Here is a 15,254-nt window from a genome sequence, read left to right as displayed (position 1 = left end):
ATTGGCGCGTGGATATGCTATCATCGCCGGCCAATAAATTTAATTTGCTTTATGGCTGCTTAGTACTTCGTCATGTCCGCATCTCAACTTAATACTGTCGAAAAACGTGCAGCGGTATCGCTAGCCAGTGTCTTTGCATTTCGAATGCTTGGGCTGTTTATGCTGATGCCGGTGTTGGCTGTCTATGGACAAAGCCTCAGTGGCTTTTCTCCGTTATGGATCGGCCTCGCGATTGGCGCTTATGGCCTTACCCAAGCGTTGTTGCAAATTCCTATGGGGTGGTTATCTGACCGCATTGGTCGCAAGCGGGTGATCATCGGTGGGTTGGTATTGTTTACCTTAGGCTCGGTGGTCGCCGCGAGTGCCGAATCCATGTATACCCTGACATTAGGGCGGGCGCTACAAGGCATGGGGGCGATTGCCAGTGCACTGCTGGCGCTTGCTGCCGATCTCAGTCGTGATGAGCAGCGGCCTAAGGTGATGGCCGTGATCGGCATGTGCATCGGCATGAGCTTTGCCGTCGCCATGTTGCTAGGGCCCATGGTTGCCGCGAGCTTCGGTGTTTCCGGGATTTTCTGGCTGACCGCTGCGCTGGCGGTGTTAGGCATGGCCATTGTTACTTGGATGGTACCTACGGCGGTTAATCGTGCGCCCAAGGGCGAAACCAGTGTTACCCTTGCTGATGTGGGTAAGTTAGTGCGTCACCCAGACTTAGCTCGCTTAGATTTAGGGGTGCTGTTTTTACACCTGTCACTGACGACCGTATTCGTGTCACTACCGACGCAACTAATTGCCGATGGGCTTGAAGCCGCCAAACACTGGCAATTATATATCCCCGTATTTGTGCTTTCTTTTGTGCTTATGGTGCCGATGATGATCGTCGCCGTTGCCAAGCAAAAAGAAAAACCCTTGTTTTTAGTCGCTATCGTGATGCTCATTGTGAGTATGCTTGGGCTGGTTGCCGGGGCACATTCAGTGTATGTCATCGCGGCATGTATGATGCTGTACTTCGTGGCTTTTAACTTTCTTGAAGCCACTATGCCGGCCTTGGTATCGCGACTGTCTCCGGCGAATCAAAAAGGCTCAGCGATGGGCGTTTTTTCCTCATCGCAATTCTTGGGCGCGTTTTTAGGAGGCATTTTAGGCGGTTATGTGGCCCAAACCGGCAGCCCTGAGATGGTGTTTGCGGCGGCTGCTGTGGTTGGGGTAATATGGCTTGTCATAGCCGCGAAAATGCGAGTGCCGCCGCGTAGCAAAATTATTAGTTTGCTTAGTGCTGTTGATTCAGAGCAGGATGCACAGCAGTTGGCGGGTCGTTTAGTGGCATTACCTGGGGTGTTAGAGGCCACGGTGGTGTGTGATGAAAATCGCAGCTATCTTAAAGTAGACGACAAAAAATTTGATTTAGAGGCGGCGCAAAGACTCGTCGCCGCAGTGTAATTTATAGGAGTAAAAATCCATGGCGCGCGGTGTTAATAAAGTAATTTTGGTGGGTAATCTGGGTCAAGATCCAGAAGTTCGCTATATGCCAAACGGCAATGGCGTAGCAAATATCAGCATTGCTACCACAGATAGCTGGAAAGATAAAAATACTGGGCAAATGCAAGAGCGCACAGAGTGGCACCGCGTGGTGCTATTTGGCAAGCTGGCAGAAGTGGCGGGTGAATACCTGCGTAAGGGCTCACAGGTTTATATCGAAGGTCGCCTACAGACCCGTAAATGGACCGACCAAAGCGGTCAAGATAAATACACCACTGAGATTGTTGTCGATATGGGCGGGCAAATGCAAATGCTTGGTGGTCGTGGCGATAACCAGGGTGCTGCCTCAGGCGGTTATCAAGGTGCTCAGCAACAAGGCGGTTTTGGTGGCAATAACCAAGCACAAAGTAACCCACAGCAGGGAGCTCCTCAACAGGGTGCTGCGCAGCAAGGTGGTTACGGGCAGCAACAAAGCAATAACTATGGCCAGCAACAAAGCAACCAAGGTATGCAGCAAGGCAATCAACAGCAAGGTGGCTTTGGCTCTCAGCAGAATCATCAGAGCAATCAGCATGGTGGCGGCCAGCAAGGTGGTGGCTTTGCTCCTAAACCACAAAATGCTCCCCAGGGTGGTGCTTCAAACCCTATGGAACCCCCCATTGATTTTGACGACGATATCCCGTTCTAACAACTAAAAAGTTGTGCGAAAAGCTTATTGATATCTCGCTATTTTATTCCACAAGCCCCATTCTATGGGGCTTTTTTATGGGTTCTTGCTTGAGCTTCCCCCTTTCATGGACAACACTTTAGGCATGAGAATGATTATTCGTCGGCCTGTATTTTGTCTTTATTTCGTCCATACCGTACATGGATCACTGTTGGTTTAGCGGCTATTACACTCGCTATATTGTGCAATGCTGTACTTGCGTATGCCTTGCATATGCAGCGCCAAGCCGATATCCATCAGCTATCACATCAGCTAGATCGGGTTACTGATGTAGATGATGCGTTATTAACGACCTTACTCGAACCTTATGGCTTTTTCCTTGAGCCTCCTCAGCATGCTTATGTTGACCCTGTGTCTGTGGTGATCTCCACCGGGAATGAACATCAGGAGATATTTGGCTCGCCATTGTGGTTGTCGAAAAGTCACTGGTTTATCATCGGTAATGCGCTGCTGGCGTACATGTGTTGGCAGGTGGTCAACCTTCTTAGGCGAAAGCGTGTATCGCAAAAGAGCAAAGTACCATCGTTAGAAAAAACAGAACAAGCACCGATGAGTGCGAGTATTTTAGGCTTAAATCACTTGTATCAGAGTGTGTTCGCAATCGCTCATTGCACTAAACTGAGTATTGCTGCAAGCGGGGTCGCGAGTTTGCTCGAGGCTTTGTTGCAAGAAAGCTTAAGCTACCAGCAACAGCTGTCGGTGAAGGTGCTTAACACCGGCAGCTTTGCTATTACCATCCATGATATTCATTATCAACATCTCGACAAGCAACTTGAGGCACTCAGTGACACCATTTTACAAAGCTGCCGAGCTTTACTCCCTGAATTGCGGGCTGCAGAGGTCAAGGTGGGCATTTGTAACTACCGAAGCGGTGCTGACCAAGCCATTGTGTATCAATTAACGCAATCGGCGTTGGCATTGGCAAAGCAAAGTAAAGACAAACATTGCTACCGTATCCCCTTTAGCCATAACCACTCTATGTTGTTGGCAGCGAAGTCCTGCTCGCTGAGTGAAAGTGTGCAAAAAGATCATTTTATTTGCTTTTTCCAGCCCGTATTTGATTTGCATAGCGAGCAAATACTGCATCACGAAACCTTGCTACGTGTTCGCCACCAGCAGTTGGGCCTGATTTCACCAGAGTACCTCGAAGAGCCGCAAACACGTAAAGCAGAAAGCAGTGTGGATAGCGCCGTTTTAGCCCGATTGGATAAAATGCTTGCCACCGAGGTGCAACAAGGTGATGTCAGCATCAACTTGCAACAATCAAGCTGGTTCGATGGTGAATTTTGGCAACGTCTTAAGCTCTTTCTCGAGCAGCATCGCAATGTTCTTATCGAATGTAAGGCTGAACTTTTAGAGCAGCATCAATATATCGTGCGTAGGCGGGTGCGCCGAACGAAGGCATGCCAACGCGGAATTATTATTGACCAATTACGAACATGGCCGAATGTGGATCTCGATAAATTGGCGGTGCCTGTACAAGCGATAAAACTGGCCCCCGAACTTATTGCCCACATTGAAGTGGATAAAAATGTGCAAAAGCGTGTGTTGGCTTACGTTGCAAAGGCCCAACAGCACAGTATTCCAATAATTGCTGTAGGCGTTGAAAGGCAACAACAAGTTTTGGTGTTACAGCAGCTCGGGGTTAGGGCTGCACAAGGTGCATACTTCTCTGGTGCACTGCAACTGTCAACCTTCAAGTCGCTTTGAGTAGGCCGCGATAACGCAAGCCATTGAGCCCTTGCAAGCCCCCGGTATGTACGGCAATGATGCGACTGCCGGAAGGAAAATACCCTTGTGCAATCAGTTGCCACAGGGCGTACATCATTTTCCCCGTGTAAATAGGCTCCAGTGGCACTTGATAGGTGGCTCTGAAATCTTGGCAAAAGCGCCATTGTTTGTCACTAAAGCGGCCATAACCGCCATCATGAAAGTGCTGCATTAATTGCCAGTCACAGTGGTGTGCGGAGGTTAGTTGGCTTATTTCATGATTCAGGTAATCTGCATTTTTGAGCACGGCAATACCAAGTACTTTTCGCTGCGTATGGCCTGCGCATAACCCTGCTAAGGTACCGCCACTTCCTGTAGCGCACACTAGATAATCGTGTTTTGGTAAAGTTTGGGCTAGCTCCGCTACACCGCGTAGCGCCGCGTGGTTGGTTCCGCCTTCAGGGAGAATGTAGACATTACCAAAGCGTTGCTTAAGCTCATTGAGGTAATCTTTTTGCTGGCGCAAGCGGTAGTCTTTACGTGTTACCGCCACTAACTTCATACCGCAGGCCTGGGCAAAGCGCAGTGTGGGGTTGTGCATATCAAGTTCAGGGCCGCGCACGATGCCAATGGTGCTTAGACCAAATAGTTTTCCAGCGGCGGCTGTTGCATATAAATGATTGGAGAAAGGACCGCCAAAAGTGAGCAACTGCCTACATTCAGAAGCCTGAAAAGCCGCTAAGTTGTACTTTAATTTTCGCCATTTATTACCTTGGATCAGAGGGTGATACAAATCGTCGCGTTTGATGCTTAGTTGCACGTTGTGATGCCGCAGCAGCGGATGGTGAATTTGCTGCATTGGCGACTCTTTGATGGATGTAATGATTGAGCTCATAGTTTTGCCCTAGTTTTACCCCTAATTAACTTGCTAAATTCCGCAAATTATTGATACTTTGTATATTCTTATAGGTGATACTGCAGACTATATGGCATCTAAACTCTTGGCCCGTGTTCCTTGGCTAAATACAAAGAAAAAGTCCGAAGCAATAGTGGGCGTTGCCTTGTACGCAGACGTGTTACGCGCGGTGCAGTTAAAGCAAAAAAAGCAACAATGGTTTGTCAGTGACACCGAAGAGCTGCCGCTCAACGATTCAGCTAACTATTCGAAAGCATTACTTAAATTGCTACGCAAGATCTCTTCTGACGCTTGCGACTTGTATGTGGTGTTACCACAATCCTATTATCAGATAGTACAGGCCGAGAAGCCAGAGCTGAGCGAGCAAGAAATCACTCAGTCACTGCCGTGGACATTAAAGGACTTGGTGAGCATAAGCGCCGAGAATATCATTGCTGATTATATCGATTACCCGATTCAAAGCACCGGTCAAAAGGCCAAGATTAATGTGTTTGCCACCGATAAGCAGCAATTGCGGCCGCTGGTCTCTGAGCTCGATAAGCTCAATGACTGCCACCTTCAGCAGCTATCGGTGAAAGAAACCACCCTCGCGGCGATGACCGCCAAAGATAACTATGCCCGCTTGGTGGTGTATCAGGAGCCTGGAGATGAACCCAGTGTGTTAATCATTCGCGATCAACAATTGCTGCTTAATCGCAGGCTACGAGGGTTCAGCGCGTTACAGCAACAGCCCGATGAAACCACTTTGTCGCACTTAAGTGATTCGTTAGGGCTTGAGATTCAGCGCTCCATGGACTTTTATGAGAGCCAGCTCAAACAGCCACCAATAAAGGAAATTCTTATTCAAGGCATCGATGATGCTCAGGCGGTTATCTCGCGTTTGCAAGCGTTTCAAACCACCCCTATCGTGGAGTTTAAACCGGTTATGGATTTGGCTGATGTGATTGATCCTAAATTCCATATGGCTTTGGCAGGCGCCTATTTTCCGATGTTGGAGCAGGCATGAAAAGCAGCATAAATTTTTACCAAGAAAGCTTGCAGCCGCGTCATGATCCGCTGCCGCTGGCTCTAGTCGTAAAAATATTCATCGCTGCATTTGTCGTGTTGGCTGTGGTTATCGCACTGCAAGTATGGCGTAACAATCATCAGCAACAGCAGCTGCAGGAGCTTACACAGCAACATAGCCACCTAAAAGCTGAAGTGGCAGAGCTTAATAAGCAATTAGCGCAGCGGCGCGATACCAAGAACTTGCAGCAGCAACTAGAACAGCAACAGCGCGCAGAGCAGCATCGCCTTAGTTTACTCGCATATTTACAAGGGAAGGGCAGCGGTGCACCGCTTACTTACAGCGCCTTGATGAATGATTTAGCGCGCTATCACAACCCACAAGTGTGGCTGACAGAAATTAATATTAGTCAGCGTCATGTGCAGTTACAGGGCAAAACGGCGGTACCCAGTGAAATAGCTCCGTGGCTTAAACAATTAAGAAATTCCAACTACTTTTTAGGTAAAGAGTTTTCGGTTTTGGAGTTCGATCAAAGTGATGAGCTAAGACAGTTTAATGTGTCTACTCGCATTGATGGGGAGCAGCCATGAAGCGTTGGCAACATATAAGTAACCAGTTTAGCCAGCTGCAACAGCGGGAAAAGATGCTGGTGCTGACAGTGGGGCTGTTCTGTATTCTGTACTTAGGTGGGTGGTTTATAAGCATGCCATTGATGGAAAATCACGACCAAGCAGCCACGCAAATTGCCGGTTACCAAAGTGAGAATGCATCACTGCGCACACAGCGACAGGCACTCACTCAAGCTTTGGCTATTGATTATAAAGCTAATCTCAAGTTGCAGCTTCAAGAGCTGCACCAGCGTAACCGCGATTTAGACCAACAATTACAACAGCTCAGTGATGGTTTTGTGTCCGGCGACCGTATGCCTGATGTTCTCGGCGATTTACTAGCTCAGCAACAAGGGGTGCAGTTACTGGGTTTTAAAGTGATGGGTGTGGAAGCGGTGCAAACAGGCGAGCAAAGTGAGTCATCGTCACCACAATTACAGTTTTATCAGCACAATATGCAGATGACCTTGCAAGGTAATTACTTTGCTTTGCGAGATTATATGGCACGAATTGAGCAAGCAGCCACTCGGGTACTCATTACAGGCTTTCATTATAAGGTGCAGGAGCATCCGAGAGCGCAACTCACCTTGAACTTAGTAACGGTAAGTAACAATGAAACATTTATTAGCCTGTAGCCTGTTCATGGTCATAAGTGTGCCAGTAGCGGCACAAGTTTTACAAGACCCAACACGCCCCGCCGTGCAGGCGCAGACCTCACGTAGTAATGAGTCGGTACAGCAGCAATGGGTATTGGAGTCGGTAGTGAGTAAAAAAGGTCAACATAAGGCCATTATTTCTGGGCAGTTATACGCTCAGGGGGATAAGTTAGCCGATTACACTGTCACCAATATTAGCGCCCATGCTGTGCTCCTTGTTCAAGGTGCAAAGCAATTGAAGTTAGAGTTATATAGCAATGAAATTAAACAATAAGTTATTAGTCCGCTGGTTTATAGTTGGTACCTCTTCGTTGCTGGTTAGCGCCTGTGCGACCTTCGGCACCGGAGAACGAGTACAACCTCATATTGTCAAGGAACTAGAACCCGCAAAGCAGTCGCAGGTTAGTGAGGCGCCGCAACCCCCGAAAGATTTTGAGCAAGAATTGCTGAGCTCGGTATCAGCACACACTAAGGTGCAGCCGAGCACGGCTATTGAGCGCTTCGATGTGGTCGCCAATGAAGTTGCACTGCGGCCATTTTTCAACGCCCTGGTAGACGATACCCCCTTCAGTGTCGCTATTCATCCTGAGGTGTCCGGCGCTATTAGTTTGAACCTTAAGCAGGTCAGCATGGATGAAGTGCTTAAGATCATCACCCGCATGTATCCACTTGATGTGTTTCTTGAAGGGCAGGTAGTGCAAGTCTTACCAGCAAAAATGCGCACCGAGTCTATAGCGGTAAACTATCTGATGATGCGTCGCTTTGGTGTATCGAATGTCAGCGTCATCTCTGGCGGCGTGAGCGATTACGATCAGAATAACAACGGCAACAGTGGCAACGGAAATAACAACTTTAGTGGCAATAACGGCGGTAATAACAACGCCATTAATAACAATAATGGCAACAACAGTGGCTCTGGTAATATTCAACAGCTTAATGGCTCAAATATTCAAACCAGTAGCGAGAGTGATTTTTGGGCCGACTTGAAAGAGGCGTTGCAGTCACTGGTGGGCACACATGGTGGTCGTTATGTCATTGTTAGTCCACAAGCAAGCTTGGTAACAGTGCATGCACTACCGAGTGAAATTGCTGCCATGAAAGAATTCTTGCGCCACAGTGAGGAAAGCTTGCAGCGGCAAGTGATTTTAGAGGCGCGCATCATCGAGGTGACACTCAAAGATGAATATCAGCAGGGAGTCAATTGGTCTGAAATAGCGGCAAATATTGGCAGTACATCACTGTCATTCTCCTCGACAGCAGCGCAGCTCGGTAATCAAATTTCTGCGGAATTAGGGGGGGCTGCTAGTTTGGTCTTCTCTAATCCTGATTTTGCTGGGGTGATCAATTTATTGCAAACCCAAGGTGATGTGCAAATGCTCTCAAACCCTCGAGTGACTGCAACTAACAACCAAAAAGCAGTGATTAAAGTAGGGGAGGATGAATACTTTGTAACCGATGTGTCTAGCAGCGAAGACATCGGCAATGTCACCCAACAAAATAACAATGACATTGAGCTTACGCCGTTTTTCTCTGGTATAGCCTTGGATGTAACGCCTCAAATAGACAAATATGGCTCGGTTATTTTGCACGTACACCCGTCAGTGACGCAAACCGAGGAGCAAACCAAGTCAATTAAATTAGGGAGCGAAAGTATCGAGCTGCCTTTGGCCCAAAGCAATATTCGTGAGTCTGATACGGTAATCAGGGCATCGAGCGGTGAAATCGTGGTTATCGGAGGCCTAATGCAAACCATTACCTCTGACGAGGTTTCGAAAACCCCGGTGTTAGGCGATATTCCTCTTGTTGGTAACCTGTTTAAAAGTATTCGTAAGAAGCAGAATAAAAAAGAGTTGGTCATCTTACTGCGCCCGACCGTGGTTATGCCAGACACATGGAAGAAACAACAACAACGCTCACGTAAATTGTTAGAGACCTGGTACCGCAATTAATGTATCTCAGCTTTTTTAACCTAACGGAAATGCCGTTTTCGCTCACCCCGAACACGCAGTTCTACTGTGCTCTTGAGCCTCATAACGAAGCGCTGAAAGTGCTGCTCAGTGCACTGAGTATGTCCGAGGGGTTTATAAAAGTCACAGGGGAGGTAGGTACAGGCAAAACGCTGATTTGTAGAAAGTTGATAAACCACCTCGAGGATAATTATGTGGTTGTCTATTTGCCCAACCCTTATTTGACCCCAGATGAATTGCGATGGGCGGTGGCAGCTGAGCTGGGGCTGGAACTTGCGCCCGAGCAAGATCAACAAACATTGAGCCAATCCATAGAGAAGCGCCTGTTAACCCTGAGTCAAGAAGGGAAAAAGGTGGTTATGATTGTTGATGAGGCACAATGTTTTAGTTGGGAAGCGCTGGAGGCGTTGCGGTTATTAACCAACTTAGAAACGGAGCAAAAAAAACTGCTCCAAGTAGTCCTCTTTGGACAACCAGAACTAGATACTAAGCTGGCCAATCCGCAAGTAAGGCAATTGCGCCAACGTATCGGTTTTTCCTATCAGCTGAGGCCGATGACAGCTGCGGAGGTGGACTACTACATTAATCATCGCCTTCGCCGCGCAGGCGCGCAGTCACCCCTCTTTTCACCGCGTCTGAACCACCATATAGCACGGGCTTGTCGCGGTATTCCTCGGTTAGTAAATACGGTATGCCACAAAGCGCTATTATTGGCTTATGGGGAAGGGCAAACAGCACTCAATAAGCGCTATATTCGTGCGGCAATTGCCGATACCGAGGATTGCTACGCGCCAACATCTATGCGGCGCTGGTGGTTGTTTGCAGTGCTCAGTGCGACAGTGTTAGGCGTGGCGGGTATTTGGTTGTGGAGACAAGTACTGTGAGTCTACTAAACAAGGCCCTCAAAGATATTGAGCAGCGCGATGGCGAACATGAACTGGCGTTAGAGCCGACCGTGCAACTGCCGCAGGCGCGGCCTTGGCGAAATGTCATCACCATTGTTGCGGTGTTAGTGAGCGCCATGGTCGTCATCGCCCTTGCTTATTTACTGATCCCCGCAGCTCCTAAAAGCACAAGTGACAGCTTTGAAGAAGCGACAGTCGCTGATCCCTCGCACCAGGCAAAACCGCCAACGCTCGTTAGCGAAGAGACTGCATCGCAGCCCAAGCAAACGACCAGTGTGGCTTTAACGGCACCTAAAGATGATAACAGTCAGCCTGTGTCAGCCATCAATGCCGAGCTCAACAGCCCGCAGCATGCCAACGTGGTAGAGGACAAACAAACTGAGCCCCCGACATCATCACAGCAGCTACCTAGCAGCACCAAGCCGGTCGAGGCAGCGCAAGCAATGGTGGCCTCTACCACTGAGGACGAGCCAAGTGATAAGCCAATAGCAACGCAGCCAAAAGCACCTCAAGTTGAGCCACCAACGAGAGCGGTTAACGCCTCGCAGCCAGTGGCGTCATCCAGTGATACCGCTGTGAAGGTGGTCAAGGCGCTAAGTGTTCAGCAGCGCGCGCAGCGCTGGTTTGAGCAAGGACAACAGTCGCTGCGCTTTGCCATGACGAACGAGGCTATAAAGCAGTTTGAACAAGCCGTTATTCTTGTACCCGAACATGAACAAGCCCGGTCATCACTCGCTGCGACCTTATATGGACAACAGCGCTTAGAAGAAGCATACAGTGTGCTTATTAATGGCTTAAAAGTGGCGCCAGAAACCCTTTCATGGCGTGTCATGATTGCCAAAATGGCCATTGAACAACAGCAATATCAGCGCGTGCTTGAGGTGTTAGGAGATGACCAGGATGCGCGCGCAACGCAACTGGGTAACAACGACTATTGGATTTTAAAAGGATCGGCAGCGCGCCAGCTAAAGCAGCACGATATTGCCAAGGTATGCTTTACTGAATTAGTAAGGCGTCAACCCAATGTAGCTAAATGGTGGTTGGCGTTGGCCACATCAGAAGACGCACTAGGCCAATACCATAGTGCCAGAGGGCATTATGCTACCGCTTTACAATTAGGTGGCTTATCAGGGCCGTCACAACAATACGCTCGGGCTCGCTATGATAGTTTACAGGACACGCCATGATTAGACCTCGCTTAAAAATGCGCTTAGGGGACCTCTTAGTCCACGAGCAGATAATTACCGAAGAGCAGCTTGAGCAAGCGCTGGCGGCGCAAAAAAGCTCAGGGCGGAAACTTGGCGCGACCCTAGTTGATTTAGGCGTGATTGCCGAGCCACAGTTACTGCGCTTTTTGGCTCAGCAACTGAATGTTCCTTTTTTAGATATTTCGCAACGTCGCATTGCGCCAGAAACCGCCACCCTCTTACCTGAGGTTTATGCGCGCCGTTACCGTGCGCTAGTTATTGAGGATAACGGCGACAGCGTGTTATTGGGTATGAGTGACCCTGCTGATTTAAGTGGTCTCGACCAGTTAGGGCCTATTCTGGGTTCGAAGCGTATTGACCTTGCGGTGGTGCAAGAGTCGCAAATGTTAGAGGCGTTCGATACCGTATACCGACGCACCCAAGATATTGCTAACTTTGCTGAACAACTTGATGAGGAATATCAAGAAGGGGAGGAGTTCGAGCTCAATGCCCTCGATGACAGCACCTCAGACGCAACGGTTGTTAAGCTACTGCAATCCATTTTTGAGGATGCGGTACAGGTTCGTGCCTCGGATATCCATATTGAGCCCGATGAAAAGATGCTGCGCATTCGTCAGCGGGTGGATGGTGTGTTACAAGAGAATATCTTAGATCACGTTAAGATTGCCTCAGCCTTAGTGCTACGCCTTAAGTTAATGTCTGGCTTGGATATATCAGAAAAGCGCATTCCCCAAGACGGGCGCTTTAATATCAAAGTAAAAGGCCACAGCATAGATGTGCGGCTCTCGACCATGCCGGTGCAAAATGGTGAATCGGTGGTGATGCGTTTGCTGGATCAATCCGCCGGGCTGCTCACCTTAGATCAAACCGGTATGCCAGCACCTTTGCTACGTAAGTTACGGGAAACGCTGAAGCGTCCGCACGGCATGATCCTTGTTACCGGCCCCACCGGCTCGGGTAAAACGACGACCCTGTATGGGGCCTTGAGCGAACTTAATCAGGCTCAGAATAAAATAATCACTGTGGAAGATCCTGTTGAATACCGTATCAGCCGTATAAATCAGGTCCAGGTGAACAGTAAAATAGGCTTGAGCTTTGCGAATGTGTTACGTACAACCTTGCGCCAAGACCCTGATATTATCATGGTCGGCGAGATGCGAGACCAGGAAACCGTGGAAATAGGGCTGCGAGGTGCACTAACGGGACACTTGGTATTGAGTACTTTGCACACCAATGATGCCATCACCAGCGCCATGCGTCTTATCGATATGGGCGCGCCACCTTATTTGGTTGCCAGCTCCTTGCGAGCGATTATCGCTCAGCGCTTAGTGCGTCGTATTTGTCAAAACTGTCAGCAACCCTATGAAGCCGACGAGCAAGAACGTGCCTGGGTACGTTATTTACAGCCTCACCTAGCGGATGCGCAATTCTACCAAGGGCGAGGCTGCAACAGCTGCAATCACACCGGTTATAAAGGCCGTATCGGGGTGTTTGAGCTACTAGAAATGAACGAAGATATGATGGATGCGCTGCGCCAAAGTGATACCCAAGCCTTTGCACAAGCAGCGAAGAATAACCCAGATTTCTCACCTTTATCACATATGGCAATGGACTACGCTCAGCAAGGGATCACCACTTTGGATGAAGTATTCAAAGTAGCTGAATATGTACCTGAGGTGGTAAACAGCTAGTGGCGCATTTTCGTTATCAGGCCAAAGATAGCCAGGGCAAACTAATTAAAGGCGTGGTTGAAGCTAATAACGCACAAGCGGCTGCGGATCAGTTATTGGCGCGTCAAAGTGTGCCAATTAAGATAGATGAAACTCAGGTGGTAAAAAGTGCCGATAACAAGCCGCTTATGGCCTGGCTTCAGCCCAAGGTTGGCCTTGATGAGATGATTATCTTTTCACGGCAAATGTATTCACTACTTAAAGCGGGGATCCCGATTATCCGCGCTATTAACGGCCTGGCTGAAACCACCACAAATCCGCGTTTTCGCGAGGTATTAAAAGAAATTACCACTCAGCTTGAGCAGGGGCGCAATTTATCCGCTGCTATGGCGAGCCACAAGGAAGTTTTTCATCGTTTAATGATCTCTATCGTGGTGGTGGGTGAAAACACCGGTAAGCTTGAGGATGCCTTTTTACAGTTGGCTGAATATTTTGAACGCGAGCAAGAAACGCGAAAACGAATAAAAGCGGCATTGCGCTATCCTACGTTTGTGATCATCGCTCTCATCGCGGCCATGTTTATCTTAAATATTTTTGTGATCCCCGTGTTCGCGCAAATGTTCTCTAAATTCGATGCTGAGTTGCCGCTGATGACGCGCATTCTCATTGGCACGTCTAATTTCTTTGTTCATTACTGGTGGTTGTTGCTAGCACTGATGGCGGCAAGCTATTACGGGATACGGCGTTACTTAGGTACCGAGCTAGGACGATTGAAATGGGATCGCGTGAAATTACGTTTACCCATTATTGGCAGCATCATTGAACGCTCTTTGTTATCTCGATACAGCCGCAGTTTTGCCATGGTGTTACGTTCTGGTGTACCAATGACCACCGGGTTATCCCTTACGGCTGATGCCGTTGATAATGCCCATATGCATCAGCGTATTGTTGAGATGCGACGCGGTATAGAAAAAGGCGACAGCCTGTTGCGGGTTTCACGACAGAGTGAGCTCTTCTCGCAATTGGTGTTACAAATGGTTGCAGTCGGAGAGGAAACCGGTCGCGTTGATGAACTGTTGCAAGAAAGTGCCGACTACTATGAACGCGAAGTGGATTTTGATTTAAAGAGCCTGACCGCGAAGATAGAGCCCATTTTAATTGCTTTGGTGGCAGTAATGGTGCTAATACTGGCATTGGGTATTTTTACTCCTATGTGGAACCTGATGTCTGCGATTAAAGGGGGCTAAAGTGCGTAATCAGCAGCAGGTGAGCCGGCGTTTGAGCCGGGTTTATCAACTGCTTATTAGTGGGTTGCTGATTTGTGTGTTTATTGGCTTTTTTATTTACTATATCAGCCAGTTATTTAATACTGTCAATGACGTGAATTTGCATAAAGCGGTGGCGGAGTTCCATCACAGTGCCGTTGCTATTCATGGTAAGTGGCTAGCCCATAAACAAGATACCATTACCTTAGAGCAGGTGAGCGCGCAAATGCAGGTAGTGGGTCAACAACAGTTTGTGGTTAATCGCTTTGGCTGGCCGACAGGTCTTGAGGGCGATGGGGCTCCCTGTCAGGGCTTATTTGCCCGCATGCAAGGGCAGGGCAACCTGGCTGGGGTCAGTGTTAAGCCGATATGGGCAGGGCAAGCCTTAGTCGGGTGTGAGTTTCTTTTTAATGAGCGAACCTGGTTTCGCTTTGATGTACACACGGGTCAGGTGGCTGTTACACTCAAATAAACAAAATATAATGATTTTTGAGTAATTTAGCCTTTGGTCTAGAATGAATTTAGGTACTTAACTCTGTTGGAGTAGGCAATGAAACGCAAACAACAAAGTGGCTTTACACTCATAGAGCTTATTATAGTAATCATTATTTTAGGGCTTTTGGCTGCAACCGCATTGCCGCGCTTTATCGATGTTACCGATGATGCTCGCGAAGCATCGGTTGAAGGCGTGGCTGGTGGATTTGCAGCGGCGATAGGATTAGTGCGCTCACAATGGGAAGTTGACGGTCGCGTAGTCGATAACGGTGGTGCTGATATTACCACTGTGGTGTACGACCAAGTTACCTTAGGTGTTGATGGCGATATTGGCTACCCCACCAACGATGGCGGCTCCGACACCACCGTTGGCGCTATGGCGCGCCAAGATTGCAAAGATGTGTTTGATCTTATTTTACAATCAGCCCCTATTAATACTATTGACCCAAATCAGGCCGCGCAAAGCCGTTATTACGTACAATTTAACGCGGCCAACTCGCAGTGTATTTACTATCTTTCAGATTCGCTCGATACCACCAATGTCGCGAATCTGCCTGACGACTCTGTGCCGGACGGTACAGCCACTGATGGTTTTTCTTACTTTCCCGCAACGGGGCAGGTAACCGTATTTTAAGTTTGCTA

The 15,254-nt window shown here is 48.4% G+C and carries 15 protein-coding genes; 14 read left to right on the top strand and 1 reads right to left on the bottom strand.

Going from position 1 to position 15,254, the window contains the following annotated elements:
- Positions 1 to 72 precede the first annotated feature (72 nt).
- The 3 genes from MHM95_RS14270 (at position 73) to MHM95_RS14260 (ending at position 3,916) form a co-directional block, all read left to right on the top strand.
- Entirely contained in the window at positions 73 to 1,440 is a 1,368-nt protein-coding gene (locus MHM95_RS14270; protein WP_239385612.1) for an MFS transporter, read from the top strand.
- Between the two features lie 19 nt (positions 1,441 to 1,459).
- A complete protein-coding gene (gene ssb / locus MHM95_RS14265; protein ID WP_022945512.1) occupies positions 1,460 to 2,167 on the top strand; it encodes a single-stranded DNA-binding protein in 708 nt (235 codons plus the stop codon).
- 153 nt (positions 2,168 to 2,320) lie between these two features.
- Positions 2,321 to 3,916 carry an EAL domain-containing protein gene (locus MHM95_RS14260; RefSeq protein WP_239385611.1) on the top strand — a complete coding sequence of 532 codons (1,596 nt, stop codon included), beginning with the start codon at positions 2,321 to 2,323 and terminating at the stop codon, positions 3,914 to 3,916.
- Here MHM95_RS14260 and MHM95_RS14255 read toward each other — a convergent pair.
- On the bottom strand, positions 3,903 to 4,811 hold the full coding sequence (locus tag MHM95_RS14255) for a pyridoxal-phosphate dependent enzyme (RefSeq protein ID WP_239385610.1): 909 nt from the start codon (positions 4,809 to 4,811) through the stop codon (positions 3,903 to 3,905). The genes MHM95_RS14260 and MHM95_RS14255 overlap by 14 nt on opposite strands.
- Positions 4,812 to 4,902: 91 nt before the next feature.
- Here MHM95_RS14255 and MHM95_RS14250 point away from each other — a divergent pair, with 91 nt between their 5' ends.
- From MHM95_RS14250 to MHM95_RS14200, 11 genes are all read left to right on the top strand, one after another.
- Complete coding sequence (locus tag MHM95_RS14250; RefSeq protein ID WP_022945515.1) at positions 4,903 to 5,838, top strand: hypothetical protein; 936 nt, start codon at positions 4,903 to 4,905, stop codon at positions 5,836 to 5,838.
- Positions 5,835 to 6,428 carry a PilN domain-containing protein gene (locus tag MHM95_RS14245; protein ID WP_239385609.1) on the top strand — a complete coding sequence of 198 codons (594 nt, stop codon included), beginning with the start codon at positions 5,835 to 5,837 and terminating at the stop codon, positions 6,426 to 6,428. Before MHM95_RS14250 ends, MHM95_RS14245 begins: the two co-directional genes overlap by 4 nt.
- The gene (locus tag MHM95_RS14240) at positions 6,425 to 7,081 is read left to right on the top strand and encodes an agglutinin biogenesis protein MshJ (protein WP_239385608.1); all 657 of its coding nucleotides are present in this window, start codon (positions 6,425 to 6,427) and stop codon (positions 7,079 to 7,081) included. Before MHM95_RS14245 ends, MHM95_RS14240 begins: the two co-directional genes overlap by 4 nt.
- Positions 7,059 to 7,376, top strand: coding sequence for a hypothetical protein (locus MHM95_RS14235; protein ID WP_239385607.1), 318 nt, complete (start codon positions 7,059 to 7,061; stop codon positions 7,374 to 7,376). The genes MHM95_RS14240 and MHM95_RS14235 overlap by 23 nt, the downstream gene beginning before the upstream one ends.
- Complete coding sequence (mshL, locus tag MHM95_RS14230) at positions 7,360 to 9,051, top strand: pilus (MSHA type) biogenesis protein MshL (protein ID WP_239385606.1); 1,692 nt, start codon at positions 7,360 to 7,362, stop codon at positions 9,049 to 9,051. Before MHM95_RS14235 ends, mshL begins: the two co-directional genes overlap by 17 nt.
- Positions 9,051 to 9,953, top strand: a complete 903-nt coding sequence (locus MHM95_RS14225; RefSeq protein ID WP_130147124.1) for an AAA family ATPase — start codon at positions 9,051 to 9,053, stop codon at positions 9,951 to 9,953. The genes mshL and MHM95_RS14225 overlap by 1 nt, the downstream gene beginning before the upstream one ends.
- Positions 9,950 to 11,161: a tetratricopeptide repeat protein gene (locus tag MHM95_RS14220; protein WP_239385605.1), complete on the top strand. Its 1,212-nt coding sequence runs from the start codon at positions 9,950 to 9,952 to the stop codon at positions 11,159 to 11,161. The genes MHM95_RS14225 and MHM95_RS14220 overlap by 4 nt, the downstream gene beginning before the upstream one ends.
- Entirely contained in the window at positions 11,161 to 12,873 is a 1,713-nt protein-coding gene (locus MHM95_RS14215) for an ATPase, T2SS/T4P/T4SS family (RefSeq protein ID WP_328283339.1), read from the top strand. The genes MHM95_RS14220 and MHM95_RS14215 overlap by 1 nt, the downstream gene beginning before the upstream one ends.
- Complete coding sequence (locus MHM95_RS14210) at positions 12,873 to 14,099, top strand: type II secretion system F family protein (RefSeq protein ID WP_022945523.1); 1,227 nt, start codon at positions 12,873 to 12,875, stop codon at positions 14,097 to 14,099. Before MHM95_RS14215 ends, MHM95_RS14210 begins: the two co-directional genes overlap by 1 nt.
- Before the next feature lies 1 nt (position 14,100).
- Positions 14,101 to 14,589: a hypothetical protein gene (locus MHM95_RS14205; protein ID WP_239385604.1), complete on the top strand. Its 489-nt coding sequence runs from the start codon at positions 14,101 to 14,103 to the stop codon at positions 14,587 to 14,589.
- A gap of 78 nt (positions 14,590 to 14,667) precedes the next feature.
- Positions 14,668 to 15,246, top strand: coding sequence for a prepilin-type N-terminal cleavage/methylation domain-containing protein (locus MHM95_RS14200; RefSeq protein ID WP_239385603.1), 579 nt, complete (start codon positions 14,668 to 14,670; stop codon positions 15,244 to 15,246).
- The last annotated feature ends 8 nt before the right edge of the window (positions 15,247 to 15,254 follow it).

Origin of the sequence: Pseudoalteromonas sp. CnMc7-15 (genome assembly GCF_022347925.1) — a bacterium.
Classification (GTDB): domain Bacteria; phylum Pseudomonadota; class Gammaproteobacteria; order Enterobacterales; family Alteromonadaceae; genus Pseudoalteromonas; species Pseudoalteromonas ruthenica.
Note: the sequence above shows the minus strand (reverse complement) of the source record. Positions and strands in the feature narration are given on the sequence as shown.